The organism is Caulobacter sp. HJHS_5, assembly GCF_056683955.1.
The window spans coordinates 292,675-307,273 of the sequence record NZ_JBWZNC010000004.1 but is presented as its reverse complement, the minus strand read 5'-3'; the positions used below and the strand labels follow the sequence as shown (position 1 = coordinate 307,273).

Here is a 14,599-nt window from a genome sequence, read left to right as displayed (position 1 = left end):
CGAAACGGGGCGAGTCAGCCCCGCAGCCTACAGCAATCGCGAGCGGATGGCCTGACTCAGCAGGTCGATCAAGGTCACGGCGACGACGATCACCAGGGCGATCGCCGCCACCTGGCTGTAGTTGAAGCCGTTGAGGCTGTCGAACAGCAGCTGGCCGATGCCGCCGGCGCCGATCAGGCCCAACACCGTGGCCGAGCGCGAGTTCGATTCGAAGCGGTAGAGGGCGTAGCTGGTCCACAGCGGGGCCACCTGCGGGATCACGCCCCAGACGATTTCCTGCATCGGCTCCGCGCCGGTGGCGCGCACGCCCTCGACCGGGCCCTTGTCGATGCTCTCGACGGCTTCCGAGAACAGCTTGGCCAGCACGCCGCCGGTGTTCAGCGCCAGGGCCATGACCCCGGCCAGCGGGCCCAGGCCGACGGCGACCAGAAAGAGTGTGCCCAGCACCAGGTCGGGGATCGAGCGCAGCAGGTCCATCAGGCGGCGGATCGGCTGCTGAATCCACGGCGGGGCGATATTGCGCGAGGCGAGCAGGCCGAACGGCACGGCGATCACCACCGCCAGGGCGGTGCCCCAGATGGCCATCTGAATGGTCAGCCACATCTGGGCGACATAGGTCTTGAAATAGGTGAAGTCGGGATGGATCAGCGCCGTCCCGATCTCCTTCATATTGCCGGCGTCGGTGAACAGCTTCGGCAGCCGCGCCATCTCCACGGCGCGGAAGCTGATGATCAGCAGCAGCAGCAGGCCGCCGAACAGGGCGTAGTCGATCAGCCTCTGGCCGAGCGGCTTGATCGGAGGCGCCAGCGACGGCGCCGATCCGGCGGCTGCGACGCTCAAGCTACCTGGCCTTCTCGGCGGCGGCCTTGTCGGCCTTTTCCTGGGCTTCCATCATCGCGCGGATGGGGGCGAGGTAGGTGTCGTCGGCGGCCTCGAACTTCGAGTACTTCAGCAGCTTCAGGTTCTCGCGCTCCTTGTCGCCTTCCGGTCCCGGCGCCGTGCCGTAGGTCAGGAAGAACTGGCGCAGCTTCTCCTTCACCGCCGGATCGAGGTCCTTGCGATAGAGCATGGCGCTCTCCGGCAGGGTCGGGCTCTCCCAGATCACCTCGGTCTTGGCGAAGGCGGCCTGCGCCTCGGGCGTCCCCGTGCGGTAGAAGGTCAGGCCCGTCGAATTGTTGGTCGCCGCATCGACCAGGCCGTTGGCCACGGCCAGCATGTTGGCCTGGTGGTTGGCGCTGCGCACCTGCTTGAAGCACTGTTCCGGCGTCACGCCCTTCGGGTCGAACAGGAAGGTCTTGGGCGCGAGCGTGCCGGAGGTCGACTTGGCGTCGCCGATCCCGAAGTTCAGCGTCTTGTCGCACTTCATCAGCTTGTCGACGGTGAGGCCCGCGCCCTTCCGCGCCAGGATCACCGAGGTGTAGGTGGTGCGGCCCTGCTCATCGACGGTGCGGGCGAACACTTCGGCGTTGGCGCGGTTGGTCGCTTCCACGGCCGGCAGGGCGGAGAACCAGGCGATCTGGGTCTGGTTGTGCTGCATGGCCTGCACCAGCACCGTGTAGTTCGGCGACAGGTACAGCTTCACCTTCAGTCCGGTCTTGCGGTTCAGGTCGTTGATCAGCGGCGTCCAGTGCTGGGTGGCCAGATCGGCGCCCTCGGCGGGCTGGACGGAGAAGTTCAGCTCCTGGCCGGCGGCGTCGCCGGCCGCCTTCTTTTCACCGCAGGCGGCGAGGGCGAGGCTCGCCGCCGCGAGGAGCATCAAGGTGCGCCTGAAGGGAGCTTGAAGGATCATTTGGGGGCTCCTTCCCAGAACACGTCTTCGAATTCCGGGCCGTAGATGTCGATAAGCTTGGACTTGTCGAGGCCGCCGGCCGGTCCGTCGTAGACCTTCTTGCCGGCCTTCAGGGCGACCACGCGGTCGCAATACCGTAGGGCGTAGTCGACCTGATGCAGGGTGACGATCACCGTCAGGCCGTCGGTGAGGTTCAGGTCGCGCAGGATCTCCATCACCTTGCGGGCCGAGACGGGGTCGAGGCTGGCCACCGGCTCGTCGGCGAGGATGATCTTGGCCTTCTGCACCAGGGCGCGGGCGATGGCGCCGCGCTGCTGCTGGCCGCCGGACAGGGTGTTGGCCCGCTGGGCGGCGTAGTCGGCCACGCCCACCCGCGCCAGGGCGGCCATGGCGGCCTCCTTGGTCTCGCGCGGCCACAGGCCCAGCAGGCCCTTCGCGAACGGGATGCGGCCCAGCGAGCCGAGGGCGACGTTGGTGAACAGCGTCAGCCGGCCCACCAGGTTGAACGACTGGGCGATGAAGCCGATGCGGATGCGCGCCTCGCGCACCTTGTCGGAGACCTTGCCCTTGGCCTGCACCTTGCCGCCGAAGGCGTCGATCGAGCCGCCGTCGTCGATGGTCTGCAGGCCGTCGATCGAGCGCAGCAGGGTGGATTTGCCGGAGCCGGAGGGGCCGATCAGGGCGATCATCTCGCCGCGCGCGACGTCCAGCGAGACGCCGTCCAGGGCGCGCCGCTTGCCAAAGGTCTTGGCGACCCCACGGATCGAAAGAACGGCTTCGCTCGTCATGCGGAGGCGAGTCCTACCACACAGGCAACCCCTTGATGGAAGGGCTGTGGAAAACATTTTTAGGCCGGCGCGACCGGGTTGCCGCCCCATGCGGCCGTTCGCCGGGACTTCCTTCGTAGGAGTTTCGCGCCCGGCCTATCCGAAGGCGGTTCCGGGCCGTTTGAAAGGTCCCCTCGCTAACGCTTGATTCACCTTCAGCAACCCTGCGACTCTTTGGTTCGCGGAGACTTCCGCTCTGCAGATCATCGCTCGATCTGCTCCTGAACGCCCGAGTCGAGGTCCAGTAAGGGCGTGAATTGATCCCGTTTCGCGGAACTGTCGCGAAACCCCTCGCCGAGGGCGGAAATCAGCCCTTTACAAGCCCGATCGATATCCCTATTTCCGCGCGTTCCGGCGGACCCCGTGTCCATCTGCGCTGCTAACGCCGGCCTGGGTTCAACTGCTATCGGGGGCTACGTGAATTGCACACGTACCATAAACCCCTGGACCTGGTCCGTGAGCGGTCGCCGGAACGTCCTGTCGCACTCGTGCGACCGGGCGCGGTGGCGGTAGCGGCGCGCTGGTTCCAGAACGAATTTAAGGGTGACGTTTTCTACGCGGTGAAGGCCAATCCTTCGCCGTGGGTGATCCGCGAGCTCGCGGACGCCGGCGTCAATTCCTTTGACGTGGCCTCGGTCGCCGAGATCGAGCTGGTGGCGGAATACGCCCCGGGCTCGCGCATGGCCTTCATGCATCCGGTGAAGAGCCGCAGGGCGATCAGCGCCGCCTACTTCGATCACGGCGTGCGGACGTTCTCGTTCGACACCCATGACGAACTGGCCAAGATCATCGACGCCACCGGCCAGGCCAAGGATCTGAACCTCATCGTCCGCATGGGCGTCGAGGCGGAAGGCGCGGCCTACTCGCTGTCGGGCAAGTTCGGCGTGCCGTCCTATGAGGCGCCCAGCCTGATGCTGGCCGCCCGCCGCGCCACTCAGGATCTGATGGGCGTGTCGTTCCACGTCGGCAGCCAGTGCATGCGGCCGACGGCCTACCAGGCCGCCATGGCCCAGGCCTCGCGCGCCCTGGTGCGCGCCGGCGTGCTGGCCGATGTCGTCGACGTCGGCGGCGGCTTTCCGTCGATCTACCCGGGCATGGCCCCGCCGGACCTGTCCGAATACCTCGACAGCATCGACCGCGGCTTCGCCGAGATGATGGTGCACGACACCACCGAGCTGTGGTGCGAACCCGGTCGGGCGCTGGTGGCGGAAGCCTCCTCGATCCTCACCAAGGTCGAGCTGCGCAAGGGCGAGGCGCTGTATCTGAACGACGGGTCCTACGGCTCGCTGTTCGACGCCGCGCACATGAAGTGGCCCTTCCCGGTGAAGCTCTATCGCTCGGAAGGCGGCGACGCCGTGGAAGTCGAAGGCGCGCTGAAGCCCTTCAAGTTCTACGGCCCGACCTGCGACAGCGTCGACGCCATGCAGGGCCCCTTCTGGCTGCCGGAAGACGTGCAGGAAGGCGACTACATCGAGATCGGCATGCTCGGCGCTTACGGCGTGGCCATGTCGACCCGCTTCAACGGCTTCGGCGAGACCGAGACCGTGGTGGTGGAAGACGCCCCGATGGCTTCGATGTACGGCCTGGCCAAGCGCTCGATCCCCACGGTGCGCACCACCGCCGAGGAGAACGCCCGCAAGGTCGTCCGGCTTTCGCGTCCCAAGGGACGGGCGGGCCAGAAGAAGCGTCGCCGCTAAGAGAATCCCGGCCTCCGCCGTGTCGAACCCCGCGGCGGGGGCTGGCTTTCCTCCTTTTGCTGCACTAATGCCGTCGCGGCGCGTTTGAGCGGCGGCGTCCCGCGTTTCAGGGCTGCCGCAAATCCATCGAATCTCCCGGTTAGACCGGGGACCTTGCGGCCCGTCGCTCCGTCCGGGCCGGAGGATTTCTGCAGGACGGGCGCTCAACTTTCAGGGAAACCCGACCGATGAACGCTCCCGTTCCTCCGAACGCCAAGGCCGAATTGCTGCAGAACACCGTCGAGCACGTCGACATCACCTCGTTCGACGCCCGCCCGATCATCGACAGCATGCGCAAGATGTCGTTCAGCTCGCGCGACACCGCCCGCGCGGCCGACATCTTCAACATGGCCCTGGAAGACAAGGCCTGCTCGCCCTGGCTGATCCTCGCCGGATCGACCTCGGCCGGCGGCTGCATGCACGTCTACCGCGACATGGTGAAGTTCGGGATGATCGACGCGGTGGTCGCCACCGGCGCCTCGATCGTCGACATGGATTTCTTCGAAGCCCTCGGCTTCAAGCACTACCAGGCCGCCGGCCCCGTCGACGACAATGTGCTGCGCGACAACTACATCGACCGCATCTACGACACCTATATCGACGAGGAAGAGCTCCAGGCCTGCGACCACACCATCCTGGAGATCGCCAACCGTCTCGAGCCGCGCGGCTATTCCTCGCGCGAGTTCATCTGGGAAATGGGCAAGTGGCTCTCGGAAGGCAACGCCAAGAAGCCCGGCAGTCTGATCCAGACCGCCTATGAGGAAGGCGTGCCGATCTTCTGCCCGGCCTTCGTCGACAGTTCCGCCGGCTTCGGCCTGGTGAAGCACCAGAAGGAGCGGGCCGCCGCCGGCCAGCCCTACATGATGCTCGACGCCATCGCCGACTTCCGCGAACTGACCGACATCAAGATCGCGGCGGGCTCGACCGGCCTGTTCATGGTCGGCGGCGGCGTGCCGAAGAACTTCGCGCAGGACACCGTGGTCTGCGCCGAAATCCTCGGCGTCGAGGCCGAGATGCACAAATACGCCGTGCAGATCACCGTGGCCGACGTGCGCGACGGCGCCTGCTCCTCCTCGACGCTCAAGGAAGCCGCTTCCTGGGGCAAGGTGCAGACCACCTTCGAACAGATGGTCTTCGCCGAGGCCACCACCGTGGTGCCGCTGATCGGCTCGGACGCCTATCACCGCGGAGCCTGGAAGAGCCGCACCAAGCCGCGCTGGGCCAAGCTGTTCGGCAAGTAAGCCGAGTCCAAATCTGCAATGCGATCGGCGCCCGGCGGGAACACCCTTCCGCCGGGCGTTTTCCTTCTGGGGTCAGGAGGATGCCGATGACCGACGATCTTAACTCCAAGGGCCGCGAGGCTAACGATGCGCAGCCGCTCGGCGACCGCGATGGGCTGGTCTCCGACAAGGCGCGCGATAAAACCGCCGAGCGCGAGAAGAACTCCGCCGGTCCCGATGGTCCGGACCCCCGCGACAGCGTCGCGGGCATCAACCCAAAGGCCGATTAGTTGCGAGTCTCGCGCTGGCGCCATACCTCTAAGGCATGGCCCACACCGCGCATTGCGATCACGATCACGCCCATGAGCACGGGCTGGCCGCTCATGCGGTCGCGCATGAGCTCGCCGCCGCCGAGGCGCGCTGCGTCGCGGCCGAGCAGAAGCTGACGCCGCCGCGCCGCCGCGTGCTCGAACTGCTGCTGGAGACCGGGCAGCCGGCCAAGGCCTACGACCTGATCGCGGCCTTCGGCGCCGACGGCAAGCCGGCCAAGCCGCCGACCGTCTACCGCGCGCTTGAGTTCCTCGAAAAGCAGGGCTTCGCGCACCGCATCGAGAGCCTCAACGCCTATGTCGCCTGCCGCATGGGCGAGGCGGGCCACGACGCCGCGTTCCTGATCTGCGATTGCTGCGGCGCGACCCGCGAGGTCGATCCTTCGGCCGCCAAGGGCATCGCCGACGCCGGGGCTCTGGCCGGCTACGCTGTCTCCCACGTAACCATCGAGGCGCACGGCAAGTGCGCGGATTGCCAAGCCTGAGGCTTGCCGGTTCGGCTTCGCTAGCGAATAGTCCCGATTACGAAGTCGGGAGGCGGCCATGGCGGGCAAGCGCAGCTACGATGACGGATGTCTGGTCGCCCAGGCGCTGGAGCGGGTGGGCGAGCGCTGGGCGCTGCTGGTCGCCCGCGAGCTGCTGTTCGGACCCCGGCGCTTCGGCGAACTGCAGGCCGATCTGCGCGGGGTCAGCCCCAATGTGCTCAGCCAGCGGCTCGCCGACCTGACCACGGCCGGGGTGCTCGCCCACCGCCAGCTGCCCGGCGCGGCCAATCTCTGGACCTATGAACTGACCCCCTGGGGCCGTGAGCTGGAGCCGGCCCTGGCCGCGCTCGGGGCCTGGGCGGCGCTGGCGCCGTCGACCGACGACAAGGTCAGCGCCGCCGCCGCGATCTTCGCCCTGCGCGCCGCCTCGCATCCGGTCGAGGGCGCGCGCTTCGACCTCAAGGTCGATCTTGCGGGCCGCGCCTTCCACGTGCGCCTCGGCCGCCAGCGCCTGCGGGTCGAGGCCTGGGAGAAAGGCGCAGCCGACGCGACGATCGCCGCCACGCCCGAGGTCTTCCACCGCCTGGTCTTCCAGGACCGCGATCTCGACGCCGCGGTCAAATCCGGGGCGGTCGTCTGGAAAGGCGACCGCAAGGCCTTCCAGCGCCTGCTCGCCTTCGTTCCCGCCGCCGCCAAGCCGCAGCCGGCCTGGATGGCCGACGCGGATTAGGGGCGAAATCCCCGTGCTTCGAGGCTCGCTGCGCTCGCACCTCAGCAGGAGGATTTCGAATGAAGCGCAGAGCCTCAAGTAGCCCTCATCCTGAGGCCCGCGAAGCGGGCCTCGAAGGACGAGGGTGGCCCCTAGGTCAGCGCTGTCATCACATAGCTCGCCGCGACCCCGGCCTCGGCCAGGAACGCCTCGGCCTCGGCCGCCAGGTCATCGCCCGCGAAGGCGTCGCCATGCAGCCCGCCGGCGATGAACAGGCTGTCCAGCCCCTGGGCGTTGGCGCCCTTGAGGTCGGTCGGCGCGCCGTCGCCGATCACCAGGACGCGCCTGCGGTCGATGTCGCCCAGCGCCCGGAACGCGAGGTCGTAGATCGCCGGATAGGGCTTGCCGGCCATGGCTGCCTCGCCGCCGAGATCGGCGTAGACCCGCGCCAACGAGCCGCCGCACCACACCTTCACCCCCGCCGCGATGGCCTGGATGTCGGGGTTGGCGCAGATCATCGGCACGCCCCGCGCGGCGGCCGGGGCGAACAGGCTTCGATAATCTTCCGGATGGTCGTTCACATCGTCCCGCAGGCCGGTGCAGGAGATGAAGGCCGCCTCGGTCAGGTCGTCGGTGAACGTCAGGCCGAGATCGCGATAGATCGCTCCGTCGGTCGGCTGGCCCACCGCCCAGGCCTTTCCGTCTTCCCGGCGCGCGGCGAGCAGGTCGCGGGTCGCGTCACCCGAGGTGATCACCTGCGTCCAGGCCGCGCGCGGCACGCCCACGCGGTCCAGCAGGCGCTCGGCGACATCGTGCGTCTGTGAGGAGTTCGAAATCAGGAGTACCGGTCCGCGCCGGGCCGCGAACCCCGCCAAGGCGTCCGCCGCGCCCTCGAAGGCGTGAGCGCCGTCATGGATGACGCCCCACACGTCGCACAGCAGGGCGTCGTAGCGGTCTTCGATATCGGCGAGGGCCTGGATAGCTTGCATGGCCGGGCCGCTAAGGCCGCCGGCGCTTGCTGTCAACGCGCCGCCCTGCCTCTATGCTCGCCGCATGATCCGCCTGTTCGCCGCCATCGCCATCCCCTACGAACTGGGCGAGGACCTTTCCGGCCGCCAGGCCGGGCTCGACGGCGCGCGCTGGCGACCGGTGGAAGCCTTCCACATCACCCTCCGCTTCGCCGGCGACCTGCCCGAGCCGACCGCCGACGACTTCGACAGCGCTCTCTCGGCCGTGCGCGGCAAGCCGTTCGAGCTGCAGCTGGAAAGCACCGGAGCGTTCGGCGAGGGGCGGGACATCCACGCCGTCTGGGCGGGGGTCGCCGAGAGCGAGCCCCTGCGCATCCTGCAAGGCCGCTGCGAGAGCGCCGCCCGCAAGGCGGGGCTGAAGCCTGAGACCCGCAAGTACCGCCCGCACGTCACCCTGGCCTACCTCAATCATCCGGACCCGGCCGCCGTCGCCGACTGGCTGCAGCGCCATTCCTGGCTGAAGTCGCCGCCGTTCAAGGTCGACCGCTTCGGCCTCTACTCCAGCCACCAGACCCACGAGGGGTCGCGCTACCGGCTGGAGCGGGAGTACCTTCTTTAACCTTCAGGTCGAGCGCAGGGTCCGCGTGCCCGCGTAAGAGCTCCCGTCCTTGTGCACGTAACCCGTCGCGCCCTGCGGAAGGGCCAGGTCGATGTCGGGGAAATGGCCGCCATCCTCTCCGGGGCGTCGTGAGCCGACCTCCAGGAGCACGGCTTCGCGATCCGAGCGGTTTTGGAAGTGATGGGCGTCCGGCTCGCCGGCCTTGAAACCCGCGCAATCCCCGGCCCGCATGATCACCTCGCCCGCGTCGGTGACGAGGATGACCTCGCCCTCCAGCACCCAGACGAACTCGTCCTCGGCCGTGTGCCAGTGCCTTTGGCTCGACCATTGCCCGGCCGGCAGGCGCAGCAGGTTCACGCCGAACTGGGTCAGGCCCGCGGCGTCGCCCAGTTTCCATCGCCGCCGACCCTTGCAGGGCTCGTCATAGGGCGGAGGGTAGCCCGTTCCGATGCGGGTCGGGGCGGCGTCGATGTCGATCTTGGGCATGTCGGCCTCGGTTGCTCTGTATGCCCGTGAAGCTTAGGTAGCCGACATGGCTTCCGTCACCCCCATCGATGCGGTCGAACTGACGCGCGACCTGATCCGCCGCCCGAGCGTCACCCCCGCCGACGCCGGGGCCATGGATCTCGTGCAGCGCGCGCTGGAAGGCCTGGGCTTCTCCTGCCGCCGCATGAAGTTCGGCGAGATCGAGAATCTCTACGCCCGTCGCGGCGCGGCCAGCCCCAACCTCTGCTTCGCGGGCCACACCGACGTGGTGCCGGTGGGCGACGCCGACGCCTGGTCCCACGATCCCTTCGCCGCCGAAGTCAGCGAAGACGTTCTGTTTGGACGCGGCGCGGTGGACATGAAGGGCGGCATCGCCGCCTGGATCGCCGCCGTCTCGGAAGTGCTTGCGTCCGGCGAGCCGAAGGGCAGCCTGTCGTTCCTGATCACCGGCGACGAGGAGGGGGTCGCCGTCGACGGCACCAAGCGCGTCGTCGAAGCCCTGGCCGCCGAGGGCGAGGTGATCGACCACTGTATCGTCGGCGAGCCGTCGTCGGCCGCCGAGCTGGGCGACATGGTCAAGATCGGCCGTCGCGGCTCGATCAACGCCTGGTTCACGGTCGAGGGCCGCCAGGGCCACGTCGCCTATCCCCACCGCGCCGCCAACCCCGTCGGCCCGATGATCGCCTTGCTCGGCCGCCTGCAGGGCCGCGTGCTCGACGAGGGCTACGAAGGCTTCCAGCCCTCGAACCTCGAGGTCACCACCGTCGATGTCGGCAACCCGGCCACCAACCTGATCCCCGCGCGCGCCACCGCTCGTGTGAATATCCGCTTCAATCCCGCCCACACCGGCGCCGAGCTGGCGGCCTGGTTCGCGGCCGAGGCCGAGGCGGCGGGCGACGGCTTCGCCGGGACCGTCAGCGTCGAGAGTCAGATCAGTGGCGAGGCCTTCCTCACCCGCGAGGGGCCGTTCACCGCCCTGGTCTCCGAAGCCGTGCAGGCCGCCACCGGCCGCACGCCGGATCTTTCGACCACCGGCGGCACCTCCGACGCCCGCTTCATCCGCGCCCTCTGTCCGGTGGTCGAGCTCGGCCTGGTCGGCGCGACCATGCACGCGGTGGACGAACGGGTCTCCACGGCCGAGGTGCGCGCCCTGGCCAAGGTCTATCAGACGCTGATCGAGCGCTACTTCGAAACCTCGCCGTCGTAGCGCACGCCGACGAGGCACAGGCCGTCGGCCGGCGCCACCGTGCCGCAGGCCTTGCGGTCCCTGGCTTCCAGGGCGGCGACGAGGTCGTCGTGCGACCAGCGTCCGGCCCCGACCTCGACCAGCGAACCGGTCATCGAGCGCACCTGCCGGTGCAGGAACGAGCGGGCGGCGAAATGCAGCACCACCTCCTCGCCGTGGCGGCTGACCTGCGCCACATCCAGCGTCTTGATCGGCGACTTCGACTGGCACTGCACATCGCGGAAGGTCGTGAAGTCGTGCAGCCCCACCAGCGCTTGGGCCGCCGCGTGCATCGCCTCGACGTCCAGCGGCTTCTTCACGTGCCACACCTGGCCCTTGTCGAGGGCCGGCGGCGGGATGCGGTTGAGGATGCGGTAGATGTAGCGCCGCTCGGTGGCGCTGAACCGGGCGTGCCAGCCCTCGCCGGCGATCTCGGCGGAGAGGATGGCGATGGGCTCCTGGCCCAGGTGGGCGTTCAGGGCGTCGCGCACCACCTGCGGCCGCCAGGGCCGCGTCAGGTCGATGTGCACCACCTGGCCGGTAGCGTGCACCCCGGTGTCGGTGCGACCGGCCGCCGCCAGGCGTATGTTCTCGCCGCTGAAGGCCTCGACGGCGCGCTCGATGGCGGTTTGCACGCTGGGCAGCTCGGCCTGGGCCTGGAAGCCGCGATAGGGCCGGCCGTCGTACTCGACCACAAGGCGGTAGCGGGGCATCAGGCGAACCTTGTCCCGGCCGGTATCGGATAGCCGCGCAGGAAGGTCGCCGCGTCCTGCGCCGACTTGCCTTCCCGCTGCGCCGCCAGCAGCCGCACCGCGCCGTCTCCACAGGCGATCAGCAGAGTCTCGTCCAGCGTCTCGCCGGGCGTTCCGGTCCCGTCCTCGACGCGGGAGAGCAGGGCCTTCACCCGCTTGCCGTCCGGGCCGACGAACCAGGCGCCGGGGAAGGGCGAGAGGCCGCGGATCTGGCGGTCGATCTCCACCGCGCTCGACGACCAGTCGATGCGCGCCTCGGCGGGTGTAATCTTCTTTGCATAGGTCACGCCTTCGGCCGGCTGCGGCGTCGGGAAGGCGCCGCCGTTGGCGATAAGATCCAGCGCCTTGGGCAGAAGCATGGCGCCGACGGCGGCCAGCCGGTCGTGCAGCGTACCGGCCGTTTCCAGCGCATCGATGCGCACGGTCTCGCCGGCCAGGATGTCGCCTTCGTCGAGCCCGACGCTCATCTGCATCACCTGCACGCCCGTCGTCCGGTCGCCGGCCATGATCGCCCGTTGGATCGGCGCCGCCCCGCGCCAGCGCGGCAGCAGCGAGGCGTGCAGGTTGAAGCAGCCGAGGCGCGGCGCCTCCAGCACCTCCTTCACCAGGATCTGGCCGAAGGCGACCACCACGGCGGCGTCCAGGTTCAGCGCCCTGAAGGCCTCGATCTCCTCCGGGGCCTTAAGCGATTTCGGTGTGCGCACCGGCAGGCCGTGGTGCTCGGCGAAGGCGTGCACCGGCGAGGGCCGCAACTCCTGGCCCCGGCCGCGCGGCTTCGGTTCCCGCGAATAGACGCAGGCGATCTCATGCCCCGCGTCGAGCAGGGCGGCCAGGCTGGCGACGGCGAAGTCGGGGGTGCCGAGGAAGGCGATTCGCATGGTCGGCATGTAGCGGTCCGCACCCGTCGGCGCCACCACGGAACCCAGCTTGGCCGATTCCCGTTTCTTCAGGCGAACTGGAGAGCTTCGCCATGCGCGCCCCTTCGATCGCCCTCGCCGGCGCCCTCATCGTGCTCGGCCTGTCCGCCGCCGCCTGCTCGCGCGAGGACGCTTCCCAGATCAAGGAAGGCGCCCAGGCCATCGGCGGGGAGGTCAAGCAGGCCGCCACCGACATCAAGAACGACCCGGACGTGAAGGAGGCCGGCGCGGCCATCAAGGACGCGACCAAGGACGCGGCCTCGGAGCTGAAGCAGACCGCCTCCGAGGCGGGCGACGCGGCCAAGGACGCCAGCGTCGATCTTCGTCGCGGGGCCAGGGAACTCGGCGACAACGCCAAACAGGCCGGCCACGAGGCCGCCGGCGAGGCGCGCAAGGCGGGCAAGGAAGCCCGCGACGAGATCGATGGGAATCCAAAGACGAGCTGAGGGCGAAAGCCTTAGTACTCGCAGTTCTCCGCCGCGCCGCCGTCCAGGCAGTCGACGCCGATGGCCGGCGCGATCACCACAACGGCGATGAAGCCGGCGAACACCAGCGCGATCAGGGCCGCGAAGGTCAGCCGGCGTCCGGTCATGCGGCCCGAGCCGCCTTCTTGACCTTGGCGATGGCCCGGTCGCGCTTCAGCCGCGACAGGTGGTCGATGAACAGCACGCCCTCGAGGTGGTCCATCTCATGCTGGATGCAGACCGCGTAGAGGCCCTCGGCCTCTTCCTCGACCGCCTCGCCCTGATAGTTCAGGTAGCGCAGCGTCACCTTCGCCGGGCGCTCCACCTCGTCGAAGACTTCCGGCACCGAAAGGCAGCCTTCCTCGTAGGGCAGGACATCTTCCGAGGTCGTCAGGATTTCCGGGTTCACGAAATAGAGCGGCGCCGGCTCCTCGCCCTCGCGGGCCAGGTCCATCACGATCACGCGCTTGGGCACGCCCACCTGCACCGCCGCCAGGCCGATGCCCGGCGCGTCGTACATGGTGGCCAGCATGTCATCCATCAGGGCGCGCAGATCGTCGTCCACGCCTTCGACGGGGGTCGAGACCTGCTTCAGCACCGCCAGATCGGCGGCGTTGTCCACGGTAAGAATTCGGCGAACGGCCATATGCGGCAGGTAAGAGCCTACTCGGCGGCCGTCAAGCTGGCCGGCGAATCCGTCGCGGCCAGTTTCGATAGCGAACGCGGCGTCGCCTCGACCTGCTTCACCTCTTCGATCTCCTTGCCCTGGTGATCCACGGCCAGGTCCTCGAACCGCCGCGCCTGGGTCAGGACCTGGCTCTCCAGCGAGCCGACGAACTGGTTGTAGCGCTCGACCGCCGCCGTCAGCGCCTTGCCCACCGAGCCGGCGTGCGCGCCCATCACGCTGATCCGCTTGTAGAGCTCGCGCCCCAGGTCGGCGACCTTGGCGGCGCTCTTGGCCTGGTCCTCCACCCGCCAGCCGTAGGACACCGCCTTGCAGAGGGCGAAGAGGGTGGTCGGGGTCACCAGCAGCACCTTGCGGGCCATGGCCTCGCTCATCAGGTCCGGCGCGCGGTCCAAGGCGGCGGCCAGGAAGCTGTCGCCCGGCACGAACATGGCCACGAAGTCGGGCGAACCCTCGGCGGCGAACTGGTCCCAGTAGGCCTTGGCCGAAAGGCCGCTCATGTGGGTCTTCACGCTGGCGGCGTGGCGCGCCAGCGCGGCCTCGCGAACAGAATCCTCCACCGCGTCCTGCGCATCGAGAAACGCGTTCAGCGAGCACTTGGCGTCGATCACGAAGACGCCGCCGCCGGGCAGCCGCACCTTCACGTCGGGCCGGCGACGGCCCTCCTCGGTATCGACGCTGAACTGCTCCTCGAAGTCGAAGCGGCTGTTCAGCCCGGCGGCCTCCAGCACGTTGCGCAGAGTCTGCTCGCCCCAGCGGCCCTGCACGCCGGCGCCCCGGCGCAGGGCGGCGGAAAGCTTGCGCGCCTCGTCCTGGGTGCTCTGCGAGGCCTGCATCAGGGCGGCGATCTGCGCCTTCAGCCCGCCGGTGTCCTCGGCGCGGGTCTTCTCGATGGCCTGCACCTGGGCCTCGAACTTGGCCAGGGTCTCGGCCACCGGCTTCAGCTGCGCCTCCAGCCGGGCGTGCGACAGCTGCTCGCGGCTGCGGAACGTCTCGTCGGTACGGGCGATCAGGGCGGCGGCGGCGGCCTGGGCCGACTGCTCGGCCTGCACCCGCATCAGTTCGGCCTGGGTCTCGGCCTGCGCGTCGATCATCCGCAGGCGGGTCTCGGACTCGGTGCAGCGGCTCTGCAGCTCCCACGCCCGCGCCTCGGCGGCGCCCGCGCGCTTGCGCTCCATCATCGCCCAGACGAGGGCGACCCCCGCGGCCAGGGCGGCGATGACGACGGCGATCAGCTCAGGCGAGACAGCGTTCATGCTCCGTTCTTAGCGGGAGTCGGGCCAGGGGGAAAGCTGAGTGCGTCCCCTCGTCCTTCGACAAGCTCAGGATGAGGGGAGTGCTGACGCTGCGTCTAAACTGAAATCCTCATCCTGAGCTTGTCGAAGGAC

18 protein-coding genes are annotated in these 14,599 nt (G+C 68.8%); 8 read left to right on the top strand and 10 right to left on the bottom strand.

All coding sequences use genetic code 11. The features are described from left to right. Positions 1–27: 27 nt before the first annotated feature. The 3 genes from phnE to phnC are packed head-to-tail and all read right to left on the bottom strand — an operon-like array spanning position 28 to position 2,577. On the bottom strand, positions 28–840 hold the full coding sequence (gene phnE / locus ACFLIT_RS09835) for a phosphonate ABC transporter, permease protein PhnE (RefSeq protein ID WP_479911043.1): 813 nt from the start codon (positions 838–840) through the stop codon (positions 28–30). A gap of 1 nt (position 841) precedes the next feature. After that, a complete protein-coding gene (gene phnD / locus ACFLIT_RS09830) occupies positions 842–1,789 on the bottom strand; it encodes a phosphate/phosphite/phosphonate ABC transporter substrate-binding protein (protein WP_479911042.1) in 948 nt (315 codons plus the stop codon). Next, the gene (phnC, locus tag ACFLIT_RS09825; RefSeq protein ID WP_479911041.1) at positions 1,786–2,577 is read right to left on the bottom strand and encodes a phosphonate ABC transporter ATP-binding protein; all 792 of its coding nucleotides are present in this window, start codon (positions 2,575–2,577) and stop codon (positions 1,786–1,788) included. The genes phnD and phnC overlap by 4 nt, the downstream gene beginning before the upstream one ends. A 461-nt stretch (positions 2,578–3,038) precedes the next feature. Between phnC and ACFLIT_RS09820 the strand changes: the two genes are divergently transcribed. The 5 genes from ACFLIT_RS09820 to ACFLIT_RS09800 all read left to right on the top strand — a co-directional run bounded on the left by ACFLIT_RS09820 (position 3,039) and on the right by ACFLIT_RS09800 (position 7,116). After that, a complete protein-coding gene (locus ACFLIT_RS09820; protein ID WP_479911040.1) occupies positions 3,039–4,313 on the top strand; it encodes a type III PLP-dependent enzyme in 1,275 nt (424 codons plus the stop codon). A gap of 227 nt (positions 4,314–4,540) precedes the next feature. After that, positions 4,541–5,593, top strand: a complete 1,053-nt coding sequence (locus tag ACFLIT_RS09815; RefSeq protein ID WP_479911039.1) for a 1,9-bis(guanidino)-5-aza-nonane synthase — start codon at positions 4,541–4,543, stop codon at positions 5,591–5,593. A gap of 86 nt (positions 5,594–5,679) precedes the next feature. Next, positions 5,680–5,862, top strand: a complete 183-nt coding sequence (locus ACFLIT_RS09810; RefSeq protein ID WP_479911038.1) for a hypothetical protein — start codon at positions 5,680–5,682, stop codon at positions 5,860–5,862. A gap of 35 nt (positions 5,863–5,897) precedes the next feature. Then, complete coding sequence (locus tag ACFLIT_RS09805; protein WP_479911037.1) at positions 5,898–6,386, top strand: transcriptional repressor; 489 nt, start codon at positions 5,898–5,900, stop codon at positions 6,384–6,386. A 58-nt stretch (positions 6,387–6,444) separates the two neighbouring features. After that, positions 6,445–7,116 carry a winged helix-turn-helix transcriptional regulator gene (locus ACFLIT_RS09800; RefSeq protein ID WP_479911036.1) on the top strand — a complete coding sequence of 224 codons (672 nt, stop codon included), beginning with the start codon at positions 6,445–6,447 and terminating at the stop codon, positions 7,114–7,116. Between the two features lie 131 nt (positions 7,117–7,247). On the opposite strand, the gene ACFLIT_RS09795 is transcribed toward ACFLIT_RS09800, so the two are convergent. Further along, positions 7,248–8,084 carry a TIGR01459 family HAD-type hydrolase gene (locus tag ACFLIT_RS09795; RefSeq protein ID WP_479911035.1) on the bottom strand — a complete coding sequence of 279 codons (837 nt, stop codon included), beginning with the start codon at positions 8,082–8,084 and terminating at the stop codon, positions 7,248–7,250. A gap of 64 nt (positions 8,085–8,148) precedes the next feature. On the opposite strand from ACFLIT_RS09795, the gene thpR reads away from it, so the two are divergent. Next, complete coding sequence (gene thpR / locus ACFLIT_RS09790; protein WP_479911034.1) at positions 8,149–8,682, top strand: RNA 2',3'-cyclic phosphodiesterase; 534 nt, start codon at positions 8,149–8,151, stop codon at positions 8,680–8,682. A gap of 3 nt (positions 8,683–8,685) precedes the next feature. Here thpR and ACFLIT_RS09785 read toward each other — a convergent pair whose 3' ends face one another. Then, positions 8,686–9,168 carry a cupin domain-containing protein gene (locus tag ACFLIT_RS09785; RefSeq protein WP_479911033.1) on the bottom strand — a complete coding sequence of 161 codons (483 nt, stop codon included), beginning with the start codon at positions 9,166–9,168 and terminating at the stop codon, positions 8,686–8,688. Positions 9,169–9,214: 46 nt separating this feature from the next. Between ACFLIT_RS09785 and dapE the strand changes: the two genes are divergently transcribed. Next, a complete protein-coding gene (gene dapE, locus ACFLIT_RS09780) occupies positions 9,215–10,375 on the top strand; it encodes a succinyl-diaminopimelate desuccinylase (protein ID WP_479911032.1) in 1,161 nt (386 codons plus the stop codon). Here dapE and truA read toward each other — a convergent pair. Further along, on the bottom strand, positions 10,351–11,106 hold the full coding sequence (truA, locus tag ACFLIT_RS09775) for a tRNA pseudouridine(38-40) synthase TruA (protein WP_479911031.1): 756 nt from the start codon (positions 11,104–11,106) through the stop codon (positions 10,351–10,353). The two genes, dapE and truA, sit on opposite strands and share 25 nt — an antisense overlap. Further along, positions 11,106–12,023 (bottom strand): methionyl-tRNA formyltransferase, encoded by a 918-nt coding sequence (fmt, locus tag ACFLIT_RS09770; protein ID WP_479911161.1) that lies wholly within the window; start codon positions 12,021–12,023, stop codon positions 11,106–11,108. Before fmt ends, truA begins: the two co-directional genes overlap by 1 nt. Positions 12,024–12,115: 92 nt before the next feature. Here fmt and ACFLIT_RS09765 point away from each other — a divergent pair, with 92 nt between their 5' ends. Beyond that, the gene (locus ACFLIT_RS09765) at positions 12,116–12,508 is read left to right on the top strand and encodes a cell surface protein (protein ID WP_479911030.1); all 393 of its coding nucleotides are present in this window, start codon (positions 12,116–12,118) and stop codon (positions 12,506–12,508) included. Between the two features lie 11 nt (positions 12,509–12,519). Here ACFLIT_RS09765 and ACFLIT_RS09760 read toward each other — a convergent pair whose 3' ends face one another. The 3 genes from ACFLIT_RS09760 to ACFLIT_RS09750 are packed head-to-tail and all read right to left on the bottom strand — an operon-like array spanning position 12,520 to position 14,467. Continuing rightward, the gene (locus ACFLIT_RS09760; protein WP_479911029.1) at positions 12,520–12,654 is read right to left on the bottom strand and encodes a hypothetical protein; all 135 of its coding nucleotides are present in this window, start codon (positions 12,652–12,654) and stop codon (positions 12,520–12,522) included. Next, positions 12,651–13,172, bottom strand: coding sequence for a peptide deformylase (def, locus tag ACFLIT_RS09755; protein WP_479911028.1), 522 nt, complete (start codon positions 13,170–13,172; stop codon positions 12,651–12,653). Before def ends, ACFLIT_RS09760 begins: the two co-directional genes overlap by 4 nt. 17 nt (positions 13,173–13,189) lie before the next feature. Next, the gene (locus tag ACFLIT_RS09750; RefSeq protein WP_479911027.1) at positions 13,190–14,467 is read right to left on the bottom strand and encodes a DNA recombination protein RmuC; all 1,278 of its coding nucleotides are present in this window, start codon (positions 14,465–14,467) and stop codon (positions 13,190–13,192) included. Between the last annotated feature and the right edge of the window lie 132 nt (positions 14,468–14,599).

What these genes read in the sequence shown, in the direction of transcription:
- ACFLIT_RS09800 (WP_479911036.1), top strand. Translation starts at nt 6,445, where the DNA reads ATGGCGGGCAAGCGCAGCTACGATGACGGATGTCTGGTCGCCCAGGCG.
- phnD (WP_479911042.1), bottom strand. Translation starts at nt 1,789, where the DNA reads ATGATCCTTCAAGCTCCCTTCAGGCGCACCTTGATGCTCCTCGCGGCG.
- truA (WP_479911031.1), bottom strand. Translation starts at nt 11,106, where the DNA reads ATGCCCCGCTACCGCCTTGTGGTCGAGTACGACGGCCGGCCCTATCGC.
- ACFLIT_RS09750 (WP_479911027.1), bottom strand. Translation starts at nt 14,467, where the DNA reads ATGAACGCTGTCTCGCCTGAGCTGATCGCCGTCGTCATCGCCGCCCTG.
- ACFLIT_RS09765 (WP_479911030.1), top strand. Translation starts at nt 12,116, where the DNA reads ATGCGCGCCCCTTCGATCGCCCTCGCCGGCGCCCTCATCGTGCTCGGC.
- ACFLIT_RS09805 (WP_479911037.1), top strand. Translation starts at nt 5,898, where the DNA reads ATGGCCCACACCGCGCATTGCGATCACGATCACGCCCATGAGCACGGG.
- ACFLIT_RS09810 (WP_479911038.1), top strand. Translation starts at nt 5,680, where the DNA reads ATGACCGACGATCTTAACTCCAAGGGCCGCGAGGCTAACGATGCGCAG.
- ACFLIT_RS09785 (WP_479911033.1), bottom strand. Translation starts at nt 9,168, where the DNA reads ATGCCCAAGATCGACATCGACGCCGCCCCGACCCGCATCGGAACGGGC.
- def (WP_479911028.1), bottom strand. Translation starts at nt 13,172, where the DNA reads ATGGCCGTTCGCCGAATTCTTACCGTGGACAACGCCGCCGATCTGGCG.
- ACFLIT_RS09760 (WP_479911029.1), bottom strand. Translation starts at nt 12,654, where the DNA reads ATGACCGGACGCCGGCTGACCTTCGCGGCCCTGATCGCGCTGGTGTTC.
- thpR (WP_479911034.1), top strand. Translation starts at nt 8,149, where the DNA reads ATGATCCGCCTGTTCGCCGCCATCGCCATCCCCTACGAACTGGGCGAG.
- fmt (WP_479911161.1), bottom strand. Translation starts at nt 12,023, where the DNA reads ATGCGAATCGCCTTCCTCGGCACCCCCGACTTCGCCGTCGCCAGCCTG.
- dapE (WP_479911032.1), top strand. Translation starts at nt 9,215, where the DNA reads ATGGCTTCCGTCACCCCCATCGATGCGGTCGAACTGACGCGCGACCTG.
- ACFLIT_RS09795 (WP_479911035.1), bottom strand. Translation starts at nt 8,084, where the DNA reads ATGCAAGCTATCCAGGCCCTCGCCGATATCGAAGACCGCTACGACGCC.
- ACFLIT_RS09815 (WP_479911039.1), top strand. Translation starts at nt 4,541, where the DNA reads ATGAACGCTCCCGTTCCTCCGAACGCCAAGGCCGAATTGCTGCAGAAC.
- phnC (WP_479911041.1), bottom strand. Translation starts at nt 2,577, where the DNA reads ATGACGAGCGAAGCCGTTCTTTCGATCCGTGGGGTCGCCAAGACCTTT.